Source organism: Streptomyces sp. NPDC048507 (genome assembly GCF_043199995.1).
GTDB lineage: Bacteria > Actinomycetota > Actinomycetes > Streptomycetales > Streptomycetaceae > Streptomyces.
This window is the reverse complement of record NZ_JBICWZ010000015.1, coordinates 46,886-72,312: the sequence shown is the minus strand read 5'-3', so window position 1 is coordinate 72,312 and position 25,427 is coordinate 46,886. Positions and strand designations below refer to the sequence as shown.

At 70.4% G+C, this 25,427-nt stretch carries 17 protein-coding genes and 1 pseudogene; 12 read left to right on the top strand and 6 right to left on the bottom strand.

The genetic code is table 11. The features are described 5' to 3' along the window. Positions 1–57 precede the first annotated feature (57 nt). From ACGFXC_RS30570 to ACGFXC_RS30550, 5 genes are all read left to right on the top strand, one after another. A complete protein-coding gene (locus tag ACGFXC_RS30570; protein ID WP_393718109.1) occupies positions 58–1,074 on the top strand; it encodes a LacI family DNA-binding transcriptional regulator in 1,017 nt (338 codons plus the stop codon). Positions 1,075–1,295: 221 nt separating this feature from the next. Next, a complete protein-coding gene (acnA, locus tag ACGFXC_RS30565) occupies positions 1,296–4,010 on the top strand; it encodes an aconitate hydratase AcnA (protein WP_393718108.1) in 2,715 nt (904 codons plus the stop codon). A 301-nt stretch (positions 4,011–4,311) separates the two neighbouring features. After that, positions 4,312–5,742, top strand: a complete 1,431-nt coding sequence (gene ngcE / locus ACGFXC_RS30560; protein ID WP_393718107.1) for an N-acetylglucosamine/diacetylchitobiose ABC transporter substrate-binding protein — start codon at positions 4,312–4,314, stop codon at positions 5,740–5,742. A gap of 22 nt (positions 5,743–5,764) precedes the next feature. Next, positions 5,765–6,715 carry a carbohydrate ABC transporter permease gene (locus ACGFXC_RS30555; RefSeq protein WP_393718106.1) on the top strand — a complete coding sequence of 317 codons (951 nt, stop codon included), beginning with the start codon at positions 5,765–5,767 and terminating at the stop codon, positions 6,713–6,715. A 13-nt stretch (positions 6,716–6,728) separates the two neighbouring features. Then, positions 6,729–7,664, top strand: a complete 936-nt coding sequence (locus ACGFXC_RS30550) for a carbohydrate ABC transporter permease (protein WP_393718105.1) — start codon at positions 6,729–6,731, stop codon at positions 7,662–7,664. A 252-nt stretch (positions 7,665–7,916) separates the two neighbouring features. Here the strand turns inward: ACGFXC_RS30550 and ACGFXC_RS30545 are convergent. Both ACGFXC_RS30545 and mgtA read right to left on the bottom strand, forming a co-directional pair. After that, a pseudogene (locus ACGFXC_RS30545) lies at positions 7,917–8,180 on the bottom strand (MgtC/SapB family protein); the annotation flags it as partial. Positions 8,181–8,291: 111 nt separating this feature from the next. Further along, positions 8,292–11,012: a magnesium-translocating P-type ATPase gene (gene mgtA / locus ACGFXC_RS30540; RefSeq protein WP_393718104.1), complete on the bottom strand. Its 2,721-nt coding sequence runs from the start codon at positions 11,010–11,012 to the stop codon at positions 8,292–8,294. A 570-nt stretch (positions 11,013–11,582) separates the two neighbouring features. Here mgtA and ACGFXC_RS30535 point away from each other — a divergent pair. The 6 genes from ACGFXC_RS30535 (at position 11,583) to ACGFXC_RS30510 (ending at position 20,161) form a co-directional block, all read left to right on the top strand. Beyond that, positions 11,583–12,797 carry an ROK family protein gene (locus ACGFXC_RS30535; RefSeq protein WP_393718103.1) on the top strand — a complete coding sequence of 405 codons (1,215 nt, stop codon included), beginning with the start codon at positions 11,583–11,585 and terminating at the stop codon, positions 12,795–12,797. A 118-nt stretch (positions 12,798–12,915) separates the two neighbouring features. Then, a complete protein-coding gene (locus ACGFXC_RS30530) occupies positions 12,916–14,028 on the top strand; it encodes a sugar ABC transporter substrate-binding protein (RefSeq protein WP_393718102.1) in 1,113 nt (370 codons plus the stop codon). A gap of 283 nt (positions 14,029–14,311) precedes the next feature. Beyond that, positions 14,312–15,100 (top strand): ATP-binding cassette domain-containing protein, encoded by a 789-nt coding sequence (locus ACGFXC_RS30525; RefSeq protein ID WP_393718101.1) that lies wholly within the window; start codon positions 14,312–14,314, stop codon positions 15,098–15,100. Positions 15,101–15,126: 26 nt separating this feature from the next. Next, positions 15,127–16,407, top strand: a complete 1,281-nt coding sequence (locus ACGFXC_RS30520) for a sugar ABC transporter permease (protein WP_393718162.1) — start codon at positions 15,127–15,129, stop codon at positions 16,405–16,407. Positions 16,408–16,660: 253 nt separating this feature from the next. After that, entirely contained in the window at positions 16,661–18,577 is a 1,917-nt protein-coding gene (dxs, locus tag ACGFXC_RS30515; RefSeq protein ID WP_393718100.1) for a 1-deoxy-D-xylulose-5-phosphate synthase, read from the top strand. Between the two features lie 84 nt (positions 18,578–18,661). Continuing rightward, complete coding sequence (locus ACGFXC_RS30510; protein WP_393718099.1) at positions 18,662–20,161, top strand: amino acid permease; 1,500 nt, start codon at positions 18,662–18,664, stop codon at positions 20,159–20,161. Here the strand turns inward: ACGFXC_RS30510 and ACGFXC_RS30505 are convergent. After that, positions 20,158–21,309 carry an LCP family protein gene (locus ACGFXC_RS30505; protein ID WP_393718098.1) on the bottom strand — a complete coding sequence of 384 codons (1,152 nt, stop codon included), beginning with the start codon at positions 21,307–21,309 and terminating at the stop codon, positions 20,158–20,160. The genes ACGFXC_RS30510 and ACGFXC_RS30505 overlap by 4 nt on opposite strands. Positions 21,310–21,445: 136 nt before the next feature. Here ACGFXC_RS30505 and ACGFXC_RS30500 point away from each other — a divergent pair, with 136 nt between their 5' ends. Continuing rightward, positions 21,446–22,588 carry a hypothetical protein gene (locus ACGFXC_RS30500; protein ID WP_393718097.1) on the top strand — a complete coding sequence of 381 codons (1,143 nt, stop codon included), beginning with the start codon at positions 21,446–21,448 and terminating at the stop codon, positions 22,586–22,588. On the opposite strand, the gene ACGFXC_RS30495 is transcribed toward ACGFXC_RS30500, so the two are convergent. From ACGFXC_RS30495 to ACGFXC_RS30485, 3 genes are read right to left on the bottom strand one after another with little or no spacing between them, the layout of a single operon-like run. Next, entirely contained in the window at positions 22,553–23,683 is a 1,131-nt protein-coding gene (locus ACGFXC_RS30495; protein WP_393718096.1) for a hypothetical protein, read from the bottom strand. The two genes, ACGFXC_RS30500 and ACGFXC_RS30495, sit on opposite strands and share 36 nt — an antisense overlap. Beyond that, positions 23,680–24,597, bottom strand: a complete 918-nt coding sequence (locus tag ACGFXC_RS30490) for an N-acetylneuraminate synthase family protein (protein ID WP_393718095.1) — start codon at positions 24,595–24,597, stop codon at positions 23,680–23,682. Before ACGFXC_RS30490 ends, ACGFXC_RS30495 begins: the two co-directional genes overlap by 4 nt. 6 nt (positions 24,598–24,603) lie before the next feature. Continuing rightward, positions 24,604–25,359: a cytidylyltransferase domain-containing protein gene (locus tag ACGFXC_RS30485; protein ID WP_393718094.1), complete on the bottom strand. Its 756-nt coding sequence runs from the start codon at positions 25,357–25,359 to the stop codon at positions 24,604–24,606. Positions 25,360–25,427: the final 68 nt, after the last annotated feature.

Below are 25,427 nucleotides of genomic sequence, written 5' to 3'. Positions count from 1 at the left end.
TTAACCAGAACCCGCCGCGGCCGACGAAATCCGCAGCGCCGTCCGTACGATGGCCCCGTGCCCGGGCCCGTACCGACCATCGCCGACATCGCGCGAGCCGCCGAGGTCTCCACGGCGACCGTCTCGCACGCCCTCGGCGGCACCGGCCGCGTCGGCGAGTCCACCCGCCGCCGGGTCCGCGAGGTGGCGGCCGCCCTCGGCTACGGCGGCCGGCGCGGCCCCCGCACCCGTACGCTCGGCCTCGCCGTCACCACGTACGCGGGATCCGCCTGGAACTACGTCGAGGTCGCCTACTTCTCCCGGCTGCTGACCGCCGCCACCGCGGCCGCCCACGCCCACGGCTACGCCCTCACCGTGCTGCCCGCCGACCGGGGCGGCGAGCCGCTGTGGCACACCCTGGCCGTCGACGGGATGCTGCTGCTCGACAGCCCGGCCGGCGATCCGGTGCTCCGCGCCCTGCGGGCCCGCGGCCTGCCGGTGGTCTTCGACGGCCGCCCGCCGGACCCCCGGCCCGCGGACGTGTGGGTGGACAACGACCACGAGGCCACCACCCGCGAGGTCCTCGACCACCTCGCCGCCGCCGGCGCCCGGCGGATCGCCCTGCATTCGGCGTACGGCCGGGAGTACTACACGGGGGCCGTCACCGAGGCCTACGTCCGCTGGTGCGCCGGGCGCGGGGCGCAGCCGCTGGTGGTCCCGTTCGACCCCGAGGACGCCCCGGGGCGCGCCTTCGACCCGGTCTTCGCCGGGCCGTCCCGCCCCGACGCCGTGTACTGCGTCTACGACCCGGGCGGCCGGCAGGTGCTGGCCGCCGCCGCGCGGCACGGGCTGCGGATACCGGGGGAGCTGCGGCTGGTCTGCGCGAGCGAGGATCCTGCGTACGCGGCGTGCGACCCCGGCGTCAGCACCGTGACCCTGCGGCCGGAGCTGATCGGCCCGAGCGCCGTGGCGGCACTGGTGGAGCTGCTGGAGTCGCCGCAGGGCGCGGCGCCGGGCCAGCGGACCGTCCCGGCCGCGCTGACGGTGCGCGCGTCCTCGGCGGTGCGGGCGTCCCCCTCCACCCCTTCGCGGTGAGCGCCCGAGGGCTCGGTGCTGTTGTGGCCCATGCCGCATCACCCCGGGCGCGGCGATGTACTAGAGTTATCTCGACATCGAGATATCTGCCGAAGGCGCACCGCAGCCGCCCCCGCTGGTAAGGGTTACCTAACTTAGCCCTACCTTAGCGGATTGGCCAGAGGGCGTGGCGGCAGGATTGCGGTAATACGCGCGAAAAATCATGCATGAAGGAGACTGTCGTGTCGGCGAACAGCTTCGACGCCCGCAGCACGCTGCAGGTGGGCGACGAGTCGTACGAGATCTTCCGGCTGGACAAGGTCGAGGGCGCCGCGCGCCTTCCCTACAGCCTGAAGGTCCTTCTGGAGAACCTGCTCCGCACCGAGGACGGCGCGAACATCACCGCCGACCACATCCGGGCGCTCGGTGGCTGGGACTCCCAGGCCCAGCCCAGCCAGGAGATCCAGTTCACGCCGGCCCGCGTGATCATGCAGGACTTCACCGGCGTGCCCTGCGTCGTCGACCTCGCCACCATGCGCGAGGCCGTGAAGGCCCTCGGCGGCGACCCGGCGAAGATCAACCCGCTCTCGCCCGCCGAGATGGTCATCGACCACTCGGTCATCGCCGACAAGTTCGGTACGAAGGACGCCTTCGCCCAGAACGTCGAGCTGGAGTACGGCCGCAACAAGGAGCGCTACCAGTTCCTGCGCTGGGGCCAGACCGCCTTCGACGACTTCAAGGTCGTCCCCCCGGGCACCGGCATCGTCCACCAGGTCAACATCGAGCACCTGGCCCGCACGGTCATGGTCCGCGGCGGCCAGGCGTACCCCGACACCCTCGTCGGCACCGACTCGCACACCACCATGGTCAACGGCCTGGGCGTGCTGGGCTGGGGCGTCGGCGGCATCGAGGCCGAGGCCGCGATGCTCGGCCAGCCGGTCTCCATGCTGATCCCGCGCGTCGTGGGCTTCAAGCTGACCGGCGAGCTGCCGGCCGGCACCACCGCCACCGACCTCGTGCTGACCATCACCGAGATGCTCCGGGGGCACGGTGTCGTCGGCAAGTTCGTCGAGTTCTACGGTGAGGGCGTCGCCGCCACCTCCCTGGCGAACCGCGCCACCATCGGCAACATGTCGCCGGAGTTCGGCTCGACCGCCGCGATCTTCCCGATCGACGACGAGACCCTGAAGTACCTGCGCCTGACCGGCCGCGACGCCCAGCAGGTCGCCCTGGTCGAGGCGTACGCCAAGGAGCAGGGCCTGTGGCTGGACCCGGCCGCCGAGCCGGACTTCTCCGAGAAGCTGGAGCTCGACCTCTCCACGGTCGTCCCCTCCATCGCCGGCCCGAAGCGCCCGCAGGACCGCATCGTCCTGGCGAACGCCTCCCAGCAGTTCGCGCAGGACGTGCGCAACTACGTCTCCGACGACGAGGAGGCCGGCAAGGAGTCCTTCCCGGCGTCCGACGCCCCCGCGTCCTCCAACGGTGTGCCCACCAAGCCCACCCGGGTGACCCTGGCCGACGGCACCTCCTTCGAGATCGACCACGGCGCCGTCACCGTCGCCGCGATCACCTCGTGCACCAACACCTCGAACCCCTACGTCATGGTCGCCGCGGCGCTCGTGGCCAAGAAGGCGTCCGAGAAGGGCCTGACCCGCAAGCCCTGGGTCAAGACCACCCTGGCCCCGGGTTCGAAGGTCGTCACCGACTACTTCGACAAGGCCGGCCTGACCCCGTACCTGGACAAGATGGGCTTCAACCTCGTCGGGTACGGCTGCACCACCTGCATCGGCAACTCCGGTCCGCTGGACGAGGAGATCTCGAAGGCGATCAACGAGGCCGACCTCGCGGTCACCTCGGTGCTCTCGGGCAACCGCAACTTCGAGGGCCGCATCAACCCCGACGTCAAGATGAACTACCTGGCCTCCCCGCCGCTGGTCGTCGCGTACGCCATCGCGGGCTCCATGAAGGTGGACATCACCAAGGACGCCCTGGGCACCGACACCGACGGCAAGCCGGTCTACCTCCAGGACATCTGGCCCTCCGAGGCCGAGGTCAACGACGTCGTGGCGAACGCCATCGGCGAGGACATGTTCAGCAAGTCCTACCAGGACGTCTTCGCGGGCGACGCCCAGTGGCAGGCGCTGTCGATCCCGACGGGCAACACCTTCGAGTGGGACCCGCAGTCCACCTACGTGCGCAAGCCCCCCTACTTCGAGGGCATGACGATGGAGACCACCCCGGTCTCCGACATCGCCGGCGCCCGCGTGCTGGCGAAGCTGGGCGACTCGGTCACCACCGACCACATCTCCCCGGCCGGTGCGATCAAGGCCGACACCCCGGCCGGCAAGTACCTCACGGAGCACGGCGTCGAGCGCCGCGACTTCAACTCCTACGGTTCCCGCCGCGGCAACCACGAGGTCATGATCCGCGGCACCTTCGCCAACATCCGCCTGCGCAACCAGATCGCCGAGGGCACCGAGGGCGGCTTCACCCGCGACTTCACCCTCCCGGACGCGCCGGTCTCCTTCATCTACGACGCCTCCCAGAACTACCAGGCCGCCGGCATCCCGCTGGTCATCCTGGCGGGCAAGGAGTACGGCTCGGGCTCGTCCCGCGACTGGGCCGCCAAGGGCACCGCGCTGCTCGGCGTCAAGGCCGTCATCGCCGAGTCCTACGAGCGCATCCACCGCTCGAACCTGATCGGCATGGGCGTCCTGCCCCTGCAGTTCCCCGAGGGCGCCACCGCGGCCTCCCTGGGCCTCACCGGCGAGGAGACCTTCGCCTTCACCGGTGTGGAGGAGCTCAACAACGGCACCACCCCCCGTACGGTCAAGGTCACCACCGACACCGGCGTGGAGTTCGACGCGGTCGTCCGCATCGACACGCCGGGTGAGGCCGACTACTACCGCAACGGCGGCATCATGCAGTACGTGCTCCGCAACCTGATCCGCGGCTAGTCACCGCCGGGTCGCCACGCGGCACCAAAGGGCCGTATCCCCGCACAGGGGGTACGGCCCTTTCGCGTACCCCGGGCCGGGGTGAGGTTTCGGAGAGGTCTCAACTCGGAAAAGCTGACCAACATGTCTGTGCATGATCTTGCTCACACGAGCGAAAGTGGACTATACCTGTGCCCGTCCGGCCCACCGAGCTTCGAACGGCACCGGACCGGGGGATGGGCGGGGACCTGCGGTGACGTCCGCATGCACGGCGCTGGCCGTGACTTCCGGCCTCCTTCACACTTCTGACGAAGGCGAGGACATGAGCATGGCATCCACTGGTGAGGGCCTCGGACGTCGCGACCTGATCAAGCGCTCGGCGGCGCTGGGACTGATCTCGGTGCCCACGATGAGCTTCCTGTCCGCCTGCGCCTCCGGCGGCGAGGACACCACGAAGGGGCCGGACAAGGGCGCCGTGACCAAGGAGAACCCGTTCGGCGTCGCCAAGGGCGGCAAGCTGGACGTGGTCGTCTTCAAGGGCGGCTTCGGCGACGATTACGCGAAGGCCTGGGAAGCCGCCTTCGACAAGAAGTGGGGCACCACCAGCTCCCACCTGGGCACCCAGGAGATCGCCGCCAAGCTCCAGCCCCGCTTCAACGCCGGCAACCCGCCGGACGTCATCGACGACTCCGGCGCCCAGCAGATCAAGGTCGACGTCCTCGCCAAGGGCGGCCAGCTCGCCGAGCTCACCCCGGTGCTCGACGCGCCCTCGCTTGACGACCCGGCCAAGAAGGTCCGGGACATGCTCATCCCCGGCACCGTCGAACAGGGCACCCAGGAGGGCAAGTTCGTCGCCCTCTACTACGTCTACACCGTGTTCGGCTTCTGGTACTCGGGCAAGCTCTTCAAGGAGAAGGGCTGGGCCGAGCCGAAGACCTGGGACGAGTTCCTGGACATCTGCACCAAGGCCAAGGCGGCCGGCATCGGCGGACTCGCCCACCAGGGCAAGTACCCGTACTACATCAATGTCGTCATCATGGACCTGATCGCCAAGAAGGGCGGTCTGGACGCCATGAAGGCGATCGACAACCTGGAGCCGAACGCCTTCGAGGGCAACCCCGCCGCCCTCGCCGCCGTCGAGGCCGTCTACGAGGTCGTCGAGAAGGACCTGCTGATGGCCGGCACCAACGGCCTCACCCACACGGAGTCCCAGACCGCCTGGAACCAGTACAAGGCGGCCTTCATCCCCTCCGGCTCCTGGCTGGAGAACGAGCAGCTCAAGCAGACCCCGGACGACTTCGACATGAAGTTCCTGCCGGTCCCGACCCTCGCCGACAGCAAGCTGCCCTTCGAGGCGATCCGGGCCGGCGCCGGCGAGCCCTTCATCGTCCCGGAGAAGGCCGCGAACAAGGCGGGCGGCCTGGAGTTCCTGCGCTCGATGCTCTCGCGCGAATGGTCCACGCTCTTCGCCCAGCAGGCCAACTCCCTCACCGTGGTCAAGGACGGCGTCGACCCGAACGTGAAGCTGCGCCCGGGCACCGCCTCGGCGGTCGCGGCCGTCAAGACCGCCGGGACGAACACCTTCAACTACCTGTATCCCGACTGGTACAGCGAGATGGACACCGAGATCCAGAACGCGTCCAATGAGCTGATGGCCAAGCGGATCCAGCCGAAGGAATGGATCAAGCGGGCCCAGGCTGCGGTAGACAAGGCTGCCAAGGACCCGAACGCCAAGAACAACCACCGCAGCTGACCTCGTCCAAGGGGCGGACACCATGAGCCAAGTAGCCCGAGGCAGGGGCAGGGGAAGGGCCGGTTTCATCGTCGGCTTCCTCGTCCTGCCGCTCGCGCTGTACCTCACTTTCGTTATCTGGCCGTACGTTCAGACGTTCGGCTACTCCTTCACCAACTGGTCCGGACAGTCGCCCACGTTCGACTTCGTCGGGCTGGACAACTACTCCGCGCTGATGGAGGACGAGGTCTTCCGCGGAGCCCTCTGGCACAACCTGCTGCTCCTGGTGTTCGTCCCGACGATCACCATCCTGCTGGCCCTCTTCTTCGCCTTCATGGTGAACGCGGGAGGGCGCAGCGGGGCGGGCGGGGTGCGGGGCGTCCGCGGCTCCTCCGTCTACAAGATCGTCTACTTCTTCCCGCAGGTCCTGTCGCTCGCGATCCTCGCCGTGCTCTTCGGCGCGGTGTACCGCAGCGACGAGGGCGGCCTGCTGAACGGGTTCCTCGCCAAACTGGGCCTGGTGGACCCGGCCCACCCCGTCGAATGGCTCAACCAGCCGAACCTCGTGCTGTGGTGCCTGCTCCTGGTGGTGGTGTGGCACGGGGTCGGCTTCTACCTGGTGCTCTTCTCGGCCGCCATGCAGTCCGTGCCCAAGGACATCTACGAGGCGGCCCTGCTCGACGGCGCCGGGCGCGCCCAGACGTTCTTCAGGGTCACCCTGCCCCTGCTGTGGGACTCCGTGCAGACCTCCGCGGTCTACCTGGGCATCGCCGCCATGGACATGTTCGTGCTGGTGTCGACCATGACCTCCGGCCAGTTCGGCGGCGGGCCCGACCACCACAGCGAGGTCATGGCCACGGTGCTGATGCGCAACTTCCTGTACTTCGGCAAGAGCGGCTACGCCTGCGCCATGGGCGTCGTCATGCTCGTCCTGACCATGATCCTCTCCGTCATCACGCTGCGCGCCACCCGCCGCGAGCGCATCGAGTTCTGAGCGGAGTTCCACGATGACTGCAGAGTCCACGGTGATCAAAGCGCCGGGCGAGGCCTCGGCCGAACGTTCCGGCAGCAGCGGCCGCCCGGGGCGGGGGGCGAAGGCCGGCTCCGACGGCATGGTGCTGAACGTCTTCTCGCACGGGTTCCTCGCCGTCTGGGCGATACTGATCGTCCTGCCCCTGATCTGGCTGGCGCTCGGTTCGTTCAAGACGGACGGCCAGATCGGCGGCTCGGCCCTCAGCTGGCCGTCCAACTGGCACTTCGACGCCTTCTCCCGGGCCTGGGACAAGGGCATCGGCGACTACTTCGCCCACACGCTGATCGTGCTGGTGTTCTCGGTCCCGCTGACCATGCTGCTCGGTTCGATGGCCGCGTACGTGCTGGCCCGCTACCCCTTCCCGGGGAACCGGCTCTTCTACTACTTCTTCGTCAGCGGGGCCATGTTCCCGGTGTTCCTGGCGCTCGTTCCGCTGTTCTTCATGGTCAAGCGGCTGGACATGCTCAATACGTACCAGGGTCTGATCCTGGTCTACGTGGCCTACTCGATGCCCTTCACCGTCTTCTTCATGCACTCCTTCTTCCGCACGCTGCCGACGGCCGTGCACGAGGCGGCGGTGATCGACGGGGCCTCCGACACCCGGATCTTCTTCCAGGTGATGCTGCCGATGGCCAAGCCCGGCCTGATCAGCGTCGGGATATTCAATGTCCTGGGGCAGTGGAACCAGTACATCCTGCCGTCGGTCCTGATGCAGCCGCAGACCGGATCGGACCCCGAGCGCTACATGCTCACCCAGGGCCTGATCCAGCTCCAGTACCAGATGGGGTACGAGACGGACCTGCCGGTGCTGTTCGCCGGCGTGACCATCGCGATGATCCCGATGCTGGTGGTCTACCTGTCGTTCCAGCGCCAGATCCAGGCCGGCCTGACCTCGTCCGCCCTCAAGTAGGGGAGGCGGACGGGTCGGGCACGACCGACCAGCTGACCGCCGAGACCGACGGGTCGAGCGAGAGGTTGCTGACCGCTTCCTCCAGCGGACGAGCCGGTGGCGGATGTGGGCCTCCTCCGCCTCCAGGCAGACCGCCTCGAAGTGGTAGTCGACGGGCACCTCGGCGCCGCCGCGCGGCTCCCGGTCGAGCCGCCGGCCCAGCGGGCGCAGCAGGAGGTTCGCCCCCACCACGCCCGCCGTGCCGAAGGCGGCCAGCACGAACAGGCCCACCCCCGCCAGGCAGCCCACCGCCGCCGAACACCACAGGGTGGCGGCCGTGTTCAGCCCGCGCACGCTCAGCCCGTCCCGCATGATCACCCCGGCGCCCAGGAAGCCGATCCCCGAGACGATCTGGGCGGCGACCCGCGAGCCGTCGTAGTTCACCTCGGAGACCGCGCTGAGGAACCCGTACTGCGAGAGCAGCACGAACAGCGCGGCCCCGCCCGCCACCAGGGCGTTCGTCCGCAGGCCCGCCATCCGGGCCCGCCACTGCCGTTCCAGGCCGATGACCGCACCGAACCCGAGGGCGGCCGCCAGGTGCGCGGCCATCTCCCACTCCGTGAGCAGCGTCATCGGCCCCTCCCGTTCCTACAGCCAGGTCTTGAACGTGCGGATGTACCAGGTCTTCACCAGCTGGGTGAGCGTGCAGTAGGCGAGCAGCACGCCGATCAGCCAGGGGAAGTAGCCCGCCGGCAGGGCCACGAACCCCAGCGAGGGGGCCAGCGGCGAGAAGGGCAGCCAAAGCCCGGTCAGCACCGCGAGGACGGTCATCACCATCACCGGCCAGGAGGCGCGGGACTGGACGAAGGGGATCCTGCGCGTGCGGATCATGTGGACGACCAGGGTCTGCGAGAGCAGGCCCTCGACGAACCACCCGGACTGGAAGAGCGACTGGGCGGCCTCGTTGTCGGCGGCGAAGACGTTCCACATGATCACGAACATCGCGATGTCGAAGATCGAACTGATGGGTCCGATGGTCACCATGAAGCGGAAGATGCCCTTGGCGTCCCAGTTGCGGGGCTTGCGCAGGTACTCCTCGTCCATCCGGTCCCACGGGGTGGCCAGCTGGGCGATGTCGTAGACCAGGTTCTGCACCAGCAGCATGATCGCGAGCATCGGCTGGAAGGGGATGAACGCGCTCGCCACCAGCACCGAGAAGACGTTGCCGAAGTTCGAGGAGGCCGTCATCTTGATGTACTTGATGGTGTTGCCGAAGGTGGTCCGGCCCTGGAGCACCCCCTGCTCCAGGACGGTCAGGTCCTTCTCCAGCAGGATGATGTCCGCCGACTCCTTGGCGATGTCGACGGCGGTGTCGACCGACACGCCGACGTCGGCCTCGCGCAGGGCCGCCGCGTCGTTGATGCCGTCGCCGAGGAAGCCGACGGTGCGTCCCTCGGCCTGCAGGGCCCGTACGATCCGGGCCTTCTGGACGGGGTTGACCTTGGCGAAGACCGTCGTACGGGCGGCCAGCGCGCGCAGCGCCTCCTCGTCGAGGCCGTCCAGCTCGGCGCCGCAGACCACGTGGCCCACCTCGATGCCGACGTCCGCGCAGACCCGGGCCGCCACCAGCTCGTTGTCGCCGGTGACCACCTTCACCGCGATGCCCTTGTCGGCCAGGCCCCGCAGGGCGGCGGCCGCGGAGGCCTTCGGCGGGTCGAGGAAGGCGAGGAAGCCGATCAGCGTCAGCCCGTCCTCGTCGGCGACGCCGTAGGCGGCGCGCGGCGCGTCCACCGTGCGGGTGGCGACGGCCAGGACCCGCAGGCCCCGCCGGTTGTTCTCCTCGGCGATCCGGGTGACGCGGCGCCGCAGCTGTTCGGTGAGCGCGACGCGCTCGCCGCCGTCGCGCAGGTGGGTGCACAGGCCGAGGACCTCCTCCACCGCACCCTTGGTGATCAGGACGTGCTCGGGGCGGCCGCCGGTGCCCAGCACGCTGTTGCGGTTCAGGACCACGGACATCCGGCGCCGGGCGAAGTCGAAGGGGATCTCGTCGACCATCGAGAAGCGTGCGTCGACGACAACCTCCTCGGCCTCGCCCACGCGGTCGATGACCGCCTGGTCCATCAGGTTCTTCAGGCCCGTCTGGAAGTGGGCGTTGAGGTAGCCGTACTCCAGGACCTCGGTGTCCTCGGCCCCGTGCACGTCCAGGTAGCGGTCCAGGACGATGCGGTCCTCGGTGAGGGTGCCGGTCTTGTCGGTGCACAGGACGTCCATCGCGCCCAGGTTCTGGATCGCGTTGAGCCGCTTGACGACAACCTTGTGCCGGGACATGGCCACCGCCCCGCGCGCCAGGTTCGCGGAGACCACCATCGGCAGCATCTCGGGGGTGAGCCCGACCGCCACGGCGACGGCGAAGAGGAAGGCCTCGTCCCAGTCGCCCTTGGTGAAGCCGTTGATCATGAAGACGACCGGGACCATGACGAGCATGAAGCGGATCAGCAGGAAGCTGACCTTGCGCACGCCGTTGTCGAAGTTGGTCTGCGGGCGCTCGCCGGCCAGCGAGCCGGCCATGGAGCCGAAGTAGGTGTCGGCGCCGGTGGCGACGACCACGCCGGTCGCGGTGCCGGAGGTGACCGAGGTCCCCGCCAGACAGAGGTTGTCGGCCTCGACCGGGTCGGCCGTCTCGTGCTGGCCGAGGTCCTCGGCGCGGGTGTCGGCCTTGGCCACCGGCAGGGACTCGCCGGACAGCGAGGCCTGCGAGACCATCAGGTCCTTCGAGGTCAGCAGGCGCAGGTCGGCGGGGATGAGGTCACCGGCGGCCAGCTTGACCAGGTCGCCCGGGACCACCTGCTCCATCGCCACCTCGAAGGTGGTGGGGCCCGAGCCGCTGCCGGCCCGGCGCTGCACCGCGCAGGTGGTGGTGACGAGCTTCTGCAGCGCGTCGGCCGCCCGGCCCGAGCGGTACTCCTGCCAGAAGCGCAGCAGACCGCTGATCCCCACCATGGCGGAGAGGATCACGACGCCCGGGTCGGCGGGGTCCTGCCAGAACATGACGGCGGCCAGGAAGACCAGGACGCCGATGAAGGGGTTCCAGAACGCCTTGGCGAGCTGGACGGTCCAGTGCGGGGCCCGCTCGTGGGCGACGGTGTTGGCGCCGTGCCGCTCCAGGCGCAGCGCCGCCTCGGCGTGGGTGAGGCCACCGCGCGAGGTGTCCACGTCCTGGAGCACCCGGACGGCCGGCCGGGAGCTGACGGCGGCGAGGCGCTCGCCGACGCGGCGGGTGCCGGCCTCCAGCTCGGCGGCCTTGCGCTCGCGGCGGGAGCGGCCCGGCGGTGCGAGCTTCGCGGGGGTACGGGGGGTGAGCATGGTCATGACGAATACCTCCCTCCACGGCGCCCGGGCAGCACGGAGCGGCACGGTGACGTGGAGTGATCATGGGTCGGCGCGGGAGGGCACGCAGGGCCCCGGACGCGCCGGTGGGCATGGATGACGCACGCCCGTCACGGGTGCAGGGCATGCGGAAGGAGTGAAAGGATGCACGCAGGCGGCGAAGCGCCGCCGGGCCCGGTGGGGCCGTGCGGTATCGGGAACAGGTCAGCTGATCAACGGGTCAGCGGACGCGGGCGCTGCAAGGACTTCGATCGGGACTCATCCCGAACACCTCCTCGCGTAGCGCCGTCATCACAGGGCGCCAGGTCCGGCCGGAAAGGCCGCAGAGGACCGGCGCCTCAGCGACCGTAGCACGATCGAAGAGGCCCCAGTTCCTCCTTTTGGTCAGGGGTGTCCCATTCGTACTGCGTCAGCCTCTTGACGTCTGGATGGCCAAAGGCTCGACTTAAGGTTCACAAGTTGGAGAGACGCCGGGGTCTCGGAGCGCACAGCCGCGACGACCGGCCGGGGGGCGACGGCTGGCCGTCGCTTATGGGCAGGAGTGGATGAGTCGTGCAGACTCCCGGATCGCAGTCCTCACTGCATCGCGCGAACCTCGAACGGGTCGTGCGGGCCGTGCGCCTCGCGGGTTCGCTGACCCAGGCGGAGATCGCCCGCACCACCGGACTGTCGGCGGCCACGGTCTCCAACATCGTCCGCGAGCTCAAGGACGCCGGGACCGTCGAGGTCACCGACACCTCGGCCGGGGGCCGCCGGGCCCGCAGCGTCTCGCTCAGCGGGGACGCGGGCATCGTGATCGGCGTGGACTTCGGCCACACCCACCTGCGGGTGGCCGTCGGCAACCTCGCCCACCAGGTGCTGGCGGAGGAGTCCGAGCCGCTGGACGTGGACGCCTCCTGGGTGGACGGTTTCGACCGGGCGGAAGCGCTGGTCGGACGCCTGGTCAAGGGGGTCGGCGTCAGCCGGGACAAGGTCATCGGCGTGGGGCTCGGCGTCCCCGGCCCCATCGACGTGGAGTCCGGGACCCTCGGCTCCACCGCGATCCTGCCGGGCTGGGCCGGGATCAACCCGCGCCAGGAGCTCTCGCAGCGCCTCGGCGTGCCCGTGTACGTGGACAACGACGCCAACCTCGGGGCCCTCGGCGAGCTGGTCTGGGGCAGCGGCCGGGGGGTCAAGGACCTGGCGTACATCAAGGTCGCCAGCGGGGTGGGCGCGGGCCTGGTGATCAACGGCCAGATCTACCGGGGACCCGGCGGAACGGCCGGGGAGATCGGGCACATCACCCTGGACGAGTCGGGCCCGGTCTGCCGCTGCGGCAACCGCGGGTGCCTGGAGACCTTCGCCGCGGCCCGCTACGTGCTGCCGCTGCTCCAGGGCAGCCACGGGCCGGAGTTGACGATGGAGCGGGTGGTGGAGCTGGCCCGCGGCGGGGACCCCGGCTGCCGCCGGGTCATCAGCGACGTCGGCCGGCACATCGGCAGCGGAGTGGCCAGCCTGTGCAACCTGCTGAACCCGAGCCGGGTGGTGCTGGGAGGGTCGCTCGCCGAGGCGGGTGAACTCGTACTGGCCCCGATCCGTGAATCAGTGGGGAGGTACGCGATCCCCAGCGCGGCCCGCCAGTTGTCCGTCCTGACGGGCTCGTTGGGCGGCCGCGCGGAAGTGCTCGGCGCGCTGGCCCTGGTGCTGAGCGAGATGGGCGATTCGACGCTTTTGGTGGAAAATGGAGTGGGCGTGCGCGCTCCCGCCGTCATGTCTTCAGTTAGATAACGGATGGCACCGTTGTCATCTCGTTAAGGATTCACTCCTTGACGGCAAAGTTGCGGCCGGGGTTGACTCACATCCACCTCGGCCGCAGTGTTGCGGCCTCGTCAGGGAGGTTCAAGTAATGAACACGCGTATGCGCAGAGCCGCCGTAGCCGTCGCCGCCGGTGCCATGGCCGTTTCGCTGGCCGCCTGTGGCAGTGCCAAGGAAGCGGGCGGCGAGAAGAAGCCTTCGGGCGCCGCCGCGGGCGACGCCATCAAGGTCGGTCTGCTCCTGCCGGAGAACCAGACCGCGCGCTACGAGAAGTTCGACAAGCCGCTGATCGAGAAGAAGGTTTCCGATCTGACGGGCGGCAAGGCCGAGGTCGTCTACGCCAACGCCAAGCAGGACGCGACCACGCAGAACTCCCAGGTCGACACGATGATCACCAACAAGGTGAACGTCCTGATCATCGACGCGGTCGACGCCAAGGCCATCGCGGGCTCGGTCAAGAAGGCCAAGGACGCCGGCATCCCGGTCGTGGCCTACGACCGCCTCGCCGAGGGCCCGATCGACGCCTACACCTCCTTCGACAACGAAGAGGTCGGCAAGGTCCAGGGCAAGGCGCTGCTGGAGGCCCTGGGCGACAAGGCCAAGGACGGCCAGATCGTCATGATGAACGGCTCCGTCACCGACCCGAACGCCGCGCTGTTCAAGAAGGGCGCGCACTCCGTCCTGGACGGCAAGGTGAACGTCGGCAAGGAGTACGACACCAAGGAGTGGAAGCCGGAGAACGCCAACACCAACATGGCGGGAGCGCTCTCGGCGATCGGCAAGGACAAGGTCATCGGCGTCTACTCCGCCAATGACGGCATGGCCGGCGGCATCATCACCGCCCTGAAGGCCGCCGGTCTGAACCCGCTCCCGCCGGTCACCGGCCAGGACGCCGAACTCGCCGGTGTGCAGCGCATCGTGGCGGGCGAGCAGTTCATGAGCGTCTACAAGCCCTACGCTCCCGAGGCCTCCGCGGCCGCCGAGATGGCCGTCGCCCTCGCCAAGGGCGAGAAGATCGACGGGATCATCAACAACAACATCGACAGCCCCACCACCAAGGGCGTCCCGTCGGTGCTGATCCCGGTCGTCTCGCTGACCAAGAGCAACATCAAGGACACCGTCATCAAGGACGGCGTCTACACGGCCGACGAGATCTGCGCCGACAAGTACGCGGCCGCCTGCGCCACCCTCGGCCTCAAGTAGGCCCCGCGGGGCCTGTCAAGGCCCCGGCCAGGCCCGCCAGAGCCCGCGGAAGTCCCGCGGACGTCCCGCGGAAGCCCGCGAAGAAACGTCTCCTCATCCGAGACGGCCCCGTACCTGCCCGGCGCCCCGCACCTTCTCACCCCGCCACCCGCGGGGCGCCGGGCAGAAACGATTCCCCTTCCGGGTTCCGCGCCCCGCTCCACGTATCTCCGCTCCACGTATCCCCGTCCGCCCCGCTCCTGCTCTTTTGCACGACATCCCCGCCGGTCAGGCGGCGAAGGAGATGGTTCATGTGTCCGCTGCGCCCGTGCTGGCGTTGCGAGGGGTCTCGAAGCGGTTCGGTGCCGTCCAGGCCCTGACCGACGTAGAACTCGAGATCCACTCCGGTGAGGTGGTCGCCCTGGTCGGCGACAACGGCGCCGGCAAGTCCACGCTGGTCAAGACGATCGCCGGCGTGCATCCCATCGATGACGGAGTCATCGAGTGGCAGGGCCGTCCGGTCTCCATCAACAAGCCCCACGACGCCCAGAGCCTCGGCATCGCGACGGTCTACCAGGACCTCGCGCTGTGCGACAACATCGACGTCGTCGGCAACCTCTTCCTCGGCCGCGAGCTCAAGCGCTTCGGCGTCCTCGACGAGGTGGAGATGGAGCGCCGCGCCCGCGAGCTCCTGACCACCCTGTCCATCCGGATCCCCAGCGTCCGGATCCCGATCGCCTCGCTCTCCGGCGGCCAGCGCCAGACCGTGGCCATTGCCCGCTCGATGCTGGGCGAGCCCCAGCTCGTCATCCTCGACGAGCCCACCGCCGCCCTCGGCGTCGAGCAGACCGCCCAGGTGCTGGACCTGGTGGAGCGGCTGCGCGAACGCGGCCACGCCGTCATCCTCATCAGCCACAACATGGCCGACGTGAAGGCCGTCGCCGACAAGGTGGCGGTCCTGCGGCTGGGCCGCAACAACGGCGTCTTCCGCGTCGCCGACACCTCGCAGGAAGAGATCATCTCCGCCATCACCGGGGCCACGGACAACGCCGTGACCCGCCGGGCGGCCCGCACCGGGGAGGCCCGCAAGTGAGCACCCACCAGCCCGCCGCAGATCCGCTGGACAAGGGACCGGGGCGGCACGCCGGCCCGGTCAACCCGTCCGCGGCGGCCGACGCCATCCCCGCGGTGGACCCCCGCCTGCTCGTGCGCGAGCAGGGCCTGGCGGGCTACCTGAACGAGTTCGGCCGCAAGATGAAGGCCGGCGACCTGGGATCCATCCCGGTCGTCATCGGCCTGATCGTCATCTGGAGCATCTTCCAGAGCCTGAACTCGAACTTCCTCTCCCCGGAGAACCTCACCAACATCGCGATCACGATGGTCGCCACCGGCATGATGGCCGTCGGCATCATCTTCGTGCTGCTGCTCGGCGAGATCGACCTCTCGGTCGGTTCCGTCAGCGGTGTCTCGGGCGCGATCGTGGCCGTCCTCGCCGTCACCCACGGCGTGAACGAATGGCTCGCGATCCTGGCGGCCGTCGCGGGCGGCGCCCTGATCGGCGCGATCCACGGCTTCTTCTTCGCCAAGATCGGCGCCCCGGCCTTCGCCGTGACCCTGTCGGGCCTGCTGTTCTGGTCCGGCGCGATGCTCCAGATCCTGGGCAGCAACGGCACCATCAACCTGGACTCCGACGGCGTGGTCGGCAAGCTCACCACGTACTACTTCTCGGACGTGGCCGCCGGGTACGGCCTGGCGGCGGTCGCGGTGGCGGCGTACTTCCTCGCCACCTTCTCCGACAACCGCCGGCGCGAGGCCGCCGGGGTCCCCTCGCGGCCGCTCACCGAGATCCTGCTGCGCACCGGCGTGCTCGCGGTCTTCACCTTCGGGCCGGCCGTGGTGTTCAACCAGTACAAGGGCCTGCCGCTCGCGGTGGTGCTGTTCGTGCTGGCGCTGGTCGCCACGGACTTCCTGCTGCGCCGCACCTCCTTCGGCCGCAACGTCTTCGCGCTCGGCGGCAGCGTCGAGGCCTCGCGCCGCGCGGGCATCAACGTGGCCGGGATCCGCATCGCGGTCTTCGCCATCGCGGGCACCTTCGCCGCCGTCGGCGGGCTCTTCTGGGCCTCCAAGATCGCGGCGGCCAACCAGAGCGCCGGCGCCGGCGACCTGCTGATGAACGTCATCGCGGCGGCCGTCATCGGCGGCACCAGCCTCTTCGGCGGCCGTGGCCGGACCTGGAACGCCCTCCTCGGCGTCATGGTCATCACCTCCATCCAGTACGGTCTGGCCCTGGAGGGGATCGCGACGCCGATCCAGTACATGATCACCGGTGCGGTACTGCTTGCCACGGTGGTCATCGACTCGGTGACCCGCAAGACCCAGAAGACGGCCGGGCGCGCCTGACCGCGGGCCCCGCGGGGCCCGCGCAACGGTAAGACCCGTCACAGTGCCCGGTGCCACTTCGTGTGGCGCCGGGCACCCGTGCGTCCATCGGTACGCACACCTGTGCGGGTATACACCCGTTTGGGATGTGTGATTCCCCGATGAGGTGTACAGGTATGACAAAGGTGTGACCCTCGCGGTACCGCCCGATGACCGCCCCCGCGAGCGGAACATTAGACTCGACAGACCAGCAAGCAACTGCAAGGAGGCACGGGTGCTGCTGACCCGCATCAAGGGACCGCGCGATCTGGACCGGCTCAGCCAGGAGGAGCTCGACCAGCTCGCGGCCGAGATCCGGTCCTTCCTCGTCGACGCCGTCTCCAAGACCGGCGGGCACCTCGGCCCCAACCTCGGCGTGGTCGAACTGACGATCGCCCTGCACCGGGTCTTCGAATCGCCCAAGGACAAGGTCCTCTTCGACACCGGCCACCAGGCCTACGTCCACAAGCTGCTCACCGGCCGCCAGGACTTCGGCGGCCTGCGCACCAAGGGCGGCCTGTCCGGCTACCCGTCCCGCGCCGAGTCCGAGCACGACGTGATCGAGAACTCGCACGCCTCCACGGTGCTCGGCTGGGCCGACGGCTTCGCCAAGGCCAACGAGGTGCTCGGCCGCGAGGACCACCACGTCGCCGCCGTCATCGGCGACGGCGCGCTCACGGGCGGCATGGCCTGGGAGGCGCTGAACAACATCGCCGCCGCCAAGGACCGTCCGCTGGTGATCGTCGTCAACGACAACGAGCGCTCGTACGGCCCCACCATCGGCGGCCTCGCGAACCACCTCGCCACCCTGCGCACCACCGACGGCTACGAGCGCTTCCTCGCCCGCGGCAAGGACCTCCTGGAGCGCACCCCGGTCGTCGGGAAGCCGCTGTACGAGACCCTGCACGGGGCCAAGAAGGGCCTGAAGGACTTCATCGCCCCGCAGGGCATGTTCGAGGACCTCGGACTGAAGTACATCGGCCCCATCGACGGCCACGACATCGAGGCCCTGGAGTCCGCCTTCCAGCGCGCCAAGCGCTTCAGCGGCCCGGTCATCGTGCACTGCCTCACCCAGAAGGGCCGCGGCTACACCCCGGCCCTGGAGCACGAGGCGGACCGCTTCCACGCGGTCGGCGTCATCCACCCGGACACCGGCCTGCCGGTCAAGACGGCCGCCGCGAGCTGGACCTCCGTCTTCGCCGACGAGATGGTCAAGCTCGGCCACGACCGCGAGGACGTCGTCGGCATCACCGCCGCCATGCTCCACCCGGTCGGCCTCAACAAGTTCGCCGAGGCCTTCCCGGACCGGATCTTCGACGTCGGCATCGCCGAGCAGCACGGTGCCACCTCGGCGGCGGGCCTGGCCAGCGGCGGGGTCCACCCGGTCTTCGCCGTGTACGCGACCTTCCTCAACCGTGCCTTCGACCAGGTCCTGATGGACGTCGCCCTGCACAAGTGCGGGGTCACCTTCGTCCTGGACCGGGCCGGCGTCACCGGTGACGACGGCGCCTCCCACAACGGCATGTGGGACATGTCCATCCTCCAGGTCGTCCCCGGCCTGCGGCTGGCCGCCCCGCGCGACGCCGAGCAGCTGCGCGCCCAGCTGCGCGAGGCCGTCGAGGTCAAGGACGCGCCGACCGTCGTGCGCTACTCCAAGGGCGTCGTCGGCCCGGCCGTCCCGGCCGTCGGCAGGGTCGGCGGCATGGACGTGCTGCGCGCCCCGGGCGCCGAGGTCACCCGGCCGGACGTACTGCTCGTCTCGGTCGGCGCGCTGGCCCCGATGTGCCTGGAGATCGCCGACCTGCTCGACAAGCAGGGCATCTCGACGACCGTGGTCGACCCCCGCTGGGTGAAGCCGGTGGACGAGGCCATGGCCCCGCTCGCCGAGCGCCACCGGGTCGTCGTCACCGTCGAGGACAACGGCCGCACCGGCGGTGTCGGCTCCGCCGTCGCGCAGGCCCTGCGGGACGCGGGCGTCGACGTACCGCTGCGCGACTTCGGGATCCCGCAGCGCTTCCTCGACCACGCGCTGCGCAAGGAGATCATGGCCGAGATCGGCCTGACCGCTCCGGACATCGCCCGTCAGGTCACCGGCCTGGTGGCGAAGCTGGACGGGCGCTTCGACAGCGAACAGGCCGCCACGGTCGACTAGCACGCGCGGTTGCACGTCACGGGCCGGGAGATCACCCTGGAAGGGTGGGCCTCCCGGCCCGTTCCCGTTGTGGGAGGTGCGTCGGTGAGTACGGATCGCAGCAGTCCCTTCCGCACCAAGTCGGTGGAGCAGTCCATCCGCGACACGGAGGAGCCGGAGCACCAGCTCCGCAAGTCCCTGTCGGCCTGGGACCTCACCGTCTTCGGCGTCGGTGTCATCATCGGCACCGGCATCTTCGTCCTCACCGGCAAGGTGGCCAAGGAGACGGCCGGTCCCGCCACCGCCCTCGCCTTCGTCGCCGCCGGCATCGTCTGCGCGCTGGCCGCCCTGTGCTACGCCGAATTCGCCTCGACCGTGCCGGTCGCCGGATCGGCGTACACCTTCTCCTACGCCTCGATCGGCGAACTGCCCGCCTGGATCATCGGCTGGGACCTCGTGCTGGAGTTCGCGCTGGGCACCGCGGTCGTCGCCGTCGGCTGGTCCGGGTACGTCCGCTCGCTGATGGACAACGCGGGGATCCACCTGCCGGCCGCCCTCGAAGGGCCCGACGTGCCGGGCGGCCACTTCGACCTGCTGGCCTTCATCCTCGTCCTGGTGCTGACGGTGATCCTGGTCGTCGGGGTCAAACTGTCCGCGCGGATCACGGCGGTCGTCGTCGGGATCAAGGTCACGGTGGTGCTCATCGTGATCATCGCGGGCCTGTTCTTCATCACCAGCAGCAACTACCACCCCTTCATCCCCGAGGCCGTGAAGCAGGAGGGCGGGGCCGGGCTGAACGCCCCGCTGGTGCAGCTCATCTTCGGCTACCAGCCCACCAACTTCGGCGTCATGGGCATCTTCACGGCCGCCTCCGTCGTCTTCTTCGCCTTCATCGGCTTCGACGTGGTGGCCACGGCCGCCGAGGAGACCAAGCTGCCCCAGCGCGACATGCCGCGCGGCATCCTGGGCTCGCTGGTCATCTGCACGGTGCTCTACGTGGCGGTCTCGCTGGTGGTCACCGGCATGCAGCACTACACCGAACTCTCCACCAGCGCGCCCCTGGCCGATGCCTTCAAATCCGCCGGGCATCCGGTGTACGGCGGCATCATCAGCTTCGGCGCGGCCGTGGGCCTGACGACGGTCTGCATGATCCTGCTGCTGGGCCAGACCCGGGTGTTCTTCGCGATGAGCCGCGACGGCCTGCTGCCGCGCTTCTTCTCGCGGACCCACCCGAAGTTCCGCACCCCGTACCGGCCGACCATCCTGCTCGGCGTGATCATCGCGGTCGTCGCCGGATTCACCAGCATCAACGAACTCGCGACGCTGGTGAACATCGGCACCCTGTTCGCCTTCGTCGTCGTGGCCCTCGGCGTGATGATCCTCCGCCGCACCCGCCCCGACCTGCACCGCTCCTTCCGCACCCCGTGGGTCCCGGTGGTCCCGGTCGTGTCCATCGCGGCCTCGGTCTGGCTGATGCTCAACCTGCCCGCCGAGACCTGGCTGCGCTTCGCGATCTGGATGGTGATCGGCTTCTTCGTGTACTTCCTCTACGGACGCAGCCACAGCCGCCTCGGCCGCGGCGAGGGCGTGCGCGAGGACCGCTAGGGCGTGGGCGAGGGCGAGGCCTGCGGTGCCTTGGGCGCCTTGGGGGCCTTGCCCGAGCCGCCCTTGGCGGGGGAATCCTTCGCCGCGTCGGGGACCTTCTGGTCGCTGCGCAGGGCCTCCCACAGCAGGGAGGCCTGCTCCTGCGCCACGACGACCCGGTTCGGGTCCACCTTGTCGTAGGCCACCGGCAGCATGATGGTCTCCATCGTGGAGGGGTCCACGCCCTTCATGCTCCGCGCGAAGTCGGACAGCGCGGTCAGGGAGGCCAGGTCGGAGTCGGTGGTCAGCGACTTGGTGCCGGCGTCCGCGAGCTTGTACAGGCGGGCCGGGTTGCCGAAGGCGTCCTGCTTCTTGATCTCGGAGAGCATCGCGATCATGAACTGCTGCTGGAGGCCTATGCGCCCCAGGTCGCTGCCGTCGCCGTAGCCGTAGCGGGTCCGGACGAACTTGAGCGAGTCCGTGCCGTTCAGCCGGTGCGTGCCCGCGTCCAGCTTCAGGCCGCCCTTCGCGCCGCTCATCGGCTGGTCGAGGGTGACGGTGACCCCGCCGAGCGCGTCCACCAGGCCCTTGAACCCGGCGAAGTCCACCTCGACGAAGTGGTCCACGCGGATCCCGGACAGCTGCTCCACCGTCTTGACCACACAGGCCGGACCGGCCACCGAGTACACCGAGTTGAACATGACCCGGTTCGCCGGGGGCACGGTCTTGCCGTCGCCGTCCTTGCACTCGGGCCGGGAGATCAGGGTGTCGCGCGGGATGCTCACCGCGGTGGCCCGGGCCCGGCCCTCGGGTATGTGGACCAGCATCGCGGTGTCGGAGCGGGCCCCGCTCACGTCGCCGTGGTCGAGGTCGCCGTTGGCGCCGGCGCGCGAGTCGGAGCCGAGCACCAGGACGTTCTGCGCGTTCCCGGCCGCGGCCACCTTCGGCGGGCGGTTGTCGGTGCCGATGGCCTGGTCCAGGTCGACGCTGGAGATGTTCCCGTTGAGGTGGCTGTAGAGCCACCAGCCCGACCCGGCCGCACCGAGGACCAGGACGGCCGCAGTCCAGGCCACCCCCCGGCGGATCCTGCTCGCGCGCGAACGGGGCGGACGCCCGGGGGGCGTCCGGTCCTCGGCCGGTCTCGTCGTCGCGGTGGTGTCTGAAGTCATGCCCGGGGACCGGCCTTCCGGAGGGGAAGCGGGGGAATCTCGCGGGCTACAAGATAAGCGCAGGATCACGCCAAGAAGCCTCCGGGGTATCCTGATTCTGTTCGAACGGTGAAGCGGAAGGGTTGCTTGCGGTCCCATGGCGACGCGATCCCGGCGCACCTCGCCCCCGAACGGCCCCCGCTGCGCCGCCCCCGGTGACGCACCCGCGCGCGACTGGAACGCGGTGGCCCTGGGCCCCGTACGCGGCCGCTGGCTCCTCGCCGGCAAGGACGGCAGGCTCACCGCCTACGCGCGCACCGAGGACGGACTGCTGCGCTGGACCGAATCCGCCCCCGGCGGCCCCGCGTGGAGCGGCCCCGACCTGCTGCCCGCACCGGGGCTGACCGACCTCGCGGTGGGCCAGGGCCCCGACGGGTACGCGCACTTCGTGGGCCGACGCCGCAGCCGGACCGGCACCGCCGATACCGGCACCCCCGACACCGTCACCTACCACCACGCGGTGCAGTACCAGAGCGGCCGTCCCATGGGCCCCTGGGACACCCTGGGCACCCTGTACCGCAAGCCCGAGATGTCCCACCGGGGCGGCCCGCCCGCCGTCGCGGTCGACGCCCTCGGCGCCCCCCACGTCTTCGTGCGCAACGCCGGACGCGGGACCCACGTACGGCGCCAGGACAAGAAGGGCGGCTGGGGCGCGTGGGACGACCTGCGCGGCAGCAAGACCTTCGAGGGGGCCTGCGCCGCCTCCACCGCCGAGGGGCGCGTCTTCTTCGCCGCACCGGGCGAGAAGGGCCTGTCGCTGTGGGCCCAGAGCGCGCCCGGCGGGCCCCTGCTGAAGGGGGCCGACCTCCCCTACCTCGCCCAGGACGGCTCGGTCTGCGCCCTGGAGACCGCGCCGGGCCGGATCACGCACTTCTGGCACGCCGCCGACGGCAGCGGGGTGTTCGCCCACCGCGAGGGCGCCGGGGTGCTCGCCCTCGGCGGGGGTCCGGCGTACGGGACGGTCGCCGCCGCCCGCGCGCTGGTCGACGGCTACGACTGCACCGTGCTGGCCTTCCGCACCGTCGGCGGCCGGACCGCGCTCGCCGCCTACCCCACGGAGCACGAGGCCGCCGGACTGTGGTGGACGGAGATCGGCGAGGAGTGCCCGGAGTCCCCGGCACTGGCCGTCGACGCGCGCGGACTGGTCGTCATCGCCTCGATCGGCGCCCGCGGCGAACTGCTGGTGAACCGGCAGAAGGACGCCTCAAGCCTCTCGCTGGGCCGCTGGCAGCGGTTCTGACGACCCGTACGAGGCCTCGTACGGGTTTCCGTGCGGGGCCGCGTACGGGCCGCCCCCCGCCCGCTCCGGGCCGCGCGGCTGCGGCGGAACGAGGGTCAGGGCGTGCCGGTCCACCGCCAGCGCGGAGATCCGCCGCAGGAACTCCACCGAGCGCTCCGCCGTGTCCGGGGTGATCCAGGCGTCGTCGATCTCGCACAGCTCCACCCGGACCGGCGCACCGCGCAGCACGATCGGCAGGGTGTAGGCGACGGTGGACGCGAAGGTCAGCACCGAACGGCCGATGGGCTCGGTGAGCGCGGCGAGTTCCAGCGGCAGTTCGGGGTGGACGATCTCCATGCCGGTGGCCCCGGCGATCCGGGCCAGTTTGGCCGCGCTCTCGCGCCTGTGCGCCAGATAGCGGCCGGCCGCGCGGGACCGGGCGATCCACCCGACGGCCTCCACGTACCGGTCCTCGTCGACGACCCCGGTCTCCACCAGGGAGCTGCCCGCGAGGTCGGCGCCGGGGCGGACCCGGACCGGGCCGAAGGTCTCCCGGCTCCAGGCGTATTCGTTGGGCCGGATCTCGGTGCCGGGGGGAGCGGTGACGGGCATGCAGGTGAAGAAGACGGTGCGGGCCAGCTCTTCGCGGGCCAGCCAGCGGTTGACGGGGCCGCCCTTCGCGGAGGCTTTGACCTCGCCCTGGTGCCATCGGGTCAGCTGCTGCCCGTCGGTGAGCAGGCCGACCAGCTCGGTGGTGGCGGTGCCGTCGTCCACGACGACCACCTCGCGCGCCTTGGAACGGGGCAGCAGCAGCTGGATGGTGCGGGAGAACAGGTCGCCGATGACGAGCCGGTCGGCGGCGCCGACCGCGCGGCCCAGGCGCATCAGCTCGCCCGCCCGCCCCAGGTACCCCGCGCGCACCTCGTAGCGCCGCCAGACCACCTTGGACTGCGAGGCGAACCGGCACAGCCGGCGGACCTGTTCGCGCGAGCGCGGGTCCACCGGCTGGAGCACGGCGATGGTCAGGGACGCCGCCCCGCCCGGGTGGACGTGGGCCCACTCCAGGACGTTCAGTAGCTGAGCCGGGCTCTCCACCAGGGCGAGGGTGTCGCTCATGCCGTGGCCGTCACGCCCTCGGCGGCGGGGGTGCCCTGGACGCGGCGGAGCTTCTTCATGGGGCCGAGCTCGGAGGCGTAGACGCGCTTGACGCCGTCGCCGAGGGCGGTCTCGATGGTGCGGATGTCGCGGACGAGGCGGGCGAGGCCGCCGGGTTCGACGGAGGCGGCCTGGTCGGAGCCCCACATGGCCCGGTCGAGGGTGATGTGCCGCTCGACGGCGCAGGCGCCCATGGCGACGGCGGCCACCGTCGTCTGCAGGCCCGTCTCGTGACCGGAGTAGCCGACGGGCACGTTCGGGTAGGCCGCCTCCAGGCTGTGGATGACGCGCAGGTTCAGCTCCTCGGCCTTGGCCGGGTAGGTCGAGGTGGCGTGCAGCAGGACGATGTTCTCGCTGCCGAGCACCTCGACCGCGTGCCGGATCTGCTGCGGGGTGGACATGCCGGTGGACAGGATGACCGTCTTGCCCGTGGCGCGCAGGGCGCGCAGCAGCTCGTCGTCGGTCAGGGAGGCGGAGGCCACCTTGTGGGCGGGGACGTCGAACTTCTCCAGGAAGGCGACGGCCTCGGTGTCCCAGGGGGAGGCGAACCAGGCGATGCCGCGCTGGGCGCAGTGCTCGTCGACGGCCCGGTACTCGTCCTCGCCGAACTCGACGCGGTGGCGGTAGTCGATGTAGGTCATCCGGCCCCAGGGGGTGTCGCGCTCGATGTCCCACTGGTCGCGGGGCGTGCATATCTCGGGCGTGCGCTTCTGGAACTTCACCGCGTCACAGCCCGCGTCCGCGGCGGCGTCGATCAGCGCCAGGGCGTTGGCGAGCTCGCCGTTGTGGTTGATCCCGATCTCGCCGATCACGTAGGCGGGACGGCCCGCGCCGACCTCCTTGTCGCCGATCCGGCGGATACGGCTGCTGTGCACCACTGTTCAGAGTTCCTTTCCGATGTACTGCGAGGGCTGTGGGGGCTGGGAGGGCCGCCGGGGCGGTCGCGCGTCCAGCAGGGGCGCCAGGGCCCGGGCCCTGGCGAGGTCGCCCGGCTCGTCGATCTCCACGGCCCGCTCCGGGGCGGTGGGGACGAGCTGGGTGCGGCCGAAGAAGCGGTGCCCGTGGCGCCGGAAGCCCTCGGCGCGCATCGCGTAGACGGCGCCCGACTCCAGGTACTCGGGACGGCGGTCCTGGCGGCGCTGGCGCACGGCGCTGTCGTGGTTGACGCCGGCCGCGGCGTGGCCCGGGCCGGGTCCGGGCTCGGCGGTCCACAGGAAGCCGTGGAAGGGCACGGCGGTGAAGGCGGAGTCGGCGCCGTCGCGGACGACGGCCAGGACGGCCGCGTCGATCTCCTGCGCGGTGACGAAGGGGCTGGTGCACTGGACGAAGACCAGCACCTCCACCGGCTCCCCGTGGCGTTCCTCCAGCCGGTCCAGCGCGTGCAGCAGCGCCGATTCGCTGGAGGCCCGGTCGGTGCCCAGCTCCGCGGGGCGTTCGACCACCTCCGCGCCGGCCGCGCGGGCCGCCCGGGCGATGGCCCCGTCGTCGGTGGACACCGCGACCCGGGACACGTGGGCGGCGTCCAGGCAGGCGCGCACGGCGCGGGCGACGAGGGGGACCCCGCCGACCTCGGCGACGTTCTTGCCGGGGATGCCCTTGGAACCGCCCCGGGCGGGTATGACGGCGGTGACGTTCACAGGGCTCTCCACAGGGGCCGGATCGGTGTGCGCGGTCTGCGCGGCGGGGGCAGGGGCGGTGGTGGGGC

Bases quoted from the DNA above. Each gene is read 5' to 3' on its own strand.
- ngcE (WP_393718107.1), top strand. From the start codon at position 4,312: ATGAGCATGGCATCCACTGGTGAGGGCCTCGGACGTCGCGACCTGATC.
- ACGFXC_RS30555 (WP_393718106.1), top strand. From the start codon at position 5,765: ATGAGCCAAGTAGCCCGAGGCAGGGGCAGGGGAAGGGCCGGTTTCATC.
- ACGFXC_RS30550 (WP_393718105.1), top strand. From the start codon at position 6,729: ATGACTGCAGAGTCCACGGTGATCAAAGCGCCGGGCGAGGCCTCGGCC.
- mgtA (WP_393718104.1), bottom strand. From the start codon at position 11,012: ATGACCATGCTCACCCCCCGTACCCCCGCGAAGCTCGCACCGCCGGGC.
- ACGFXC_RS30530 (WP_393718102.1), top strand. From the start codon at position 12,916: ATGAACACGCGTATGCGCAGAGCCGCCGTAGCCGTCGCCGCCGGTGCC.
- ACGFXC_RS30525 (WP_393718101.1), top strand. From the start codon at position 14,312: ATGGTTCATGTGTCCGCTGCGCCCGTGCTGGCGTTGCGAGGGGTCTCG.
- ACGFXC_RS30505 (WP_393718098.1), bottom strand. From the start codon at position 21,309: ATGACTTCAGACACCACCGCGACGACGAGACCGGCCGAGGACCGGACG.
- ACGFXC_RS30500 (WP_393718097.1), top strand. From the start codon at position 21,446: ATGGCGACGCGATCCCGGCGCACCTCGCCCCCGAACGGCCCCCGCTGC.
- ACGFXC_RS30495 (WP_393718096.1), bottom strand. From the start codon at position 23,683: ATGAGCGACACCCTCGCCCTGGTGGAGAGCCCGGCTCAGCTACTGAAC.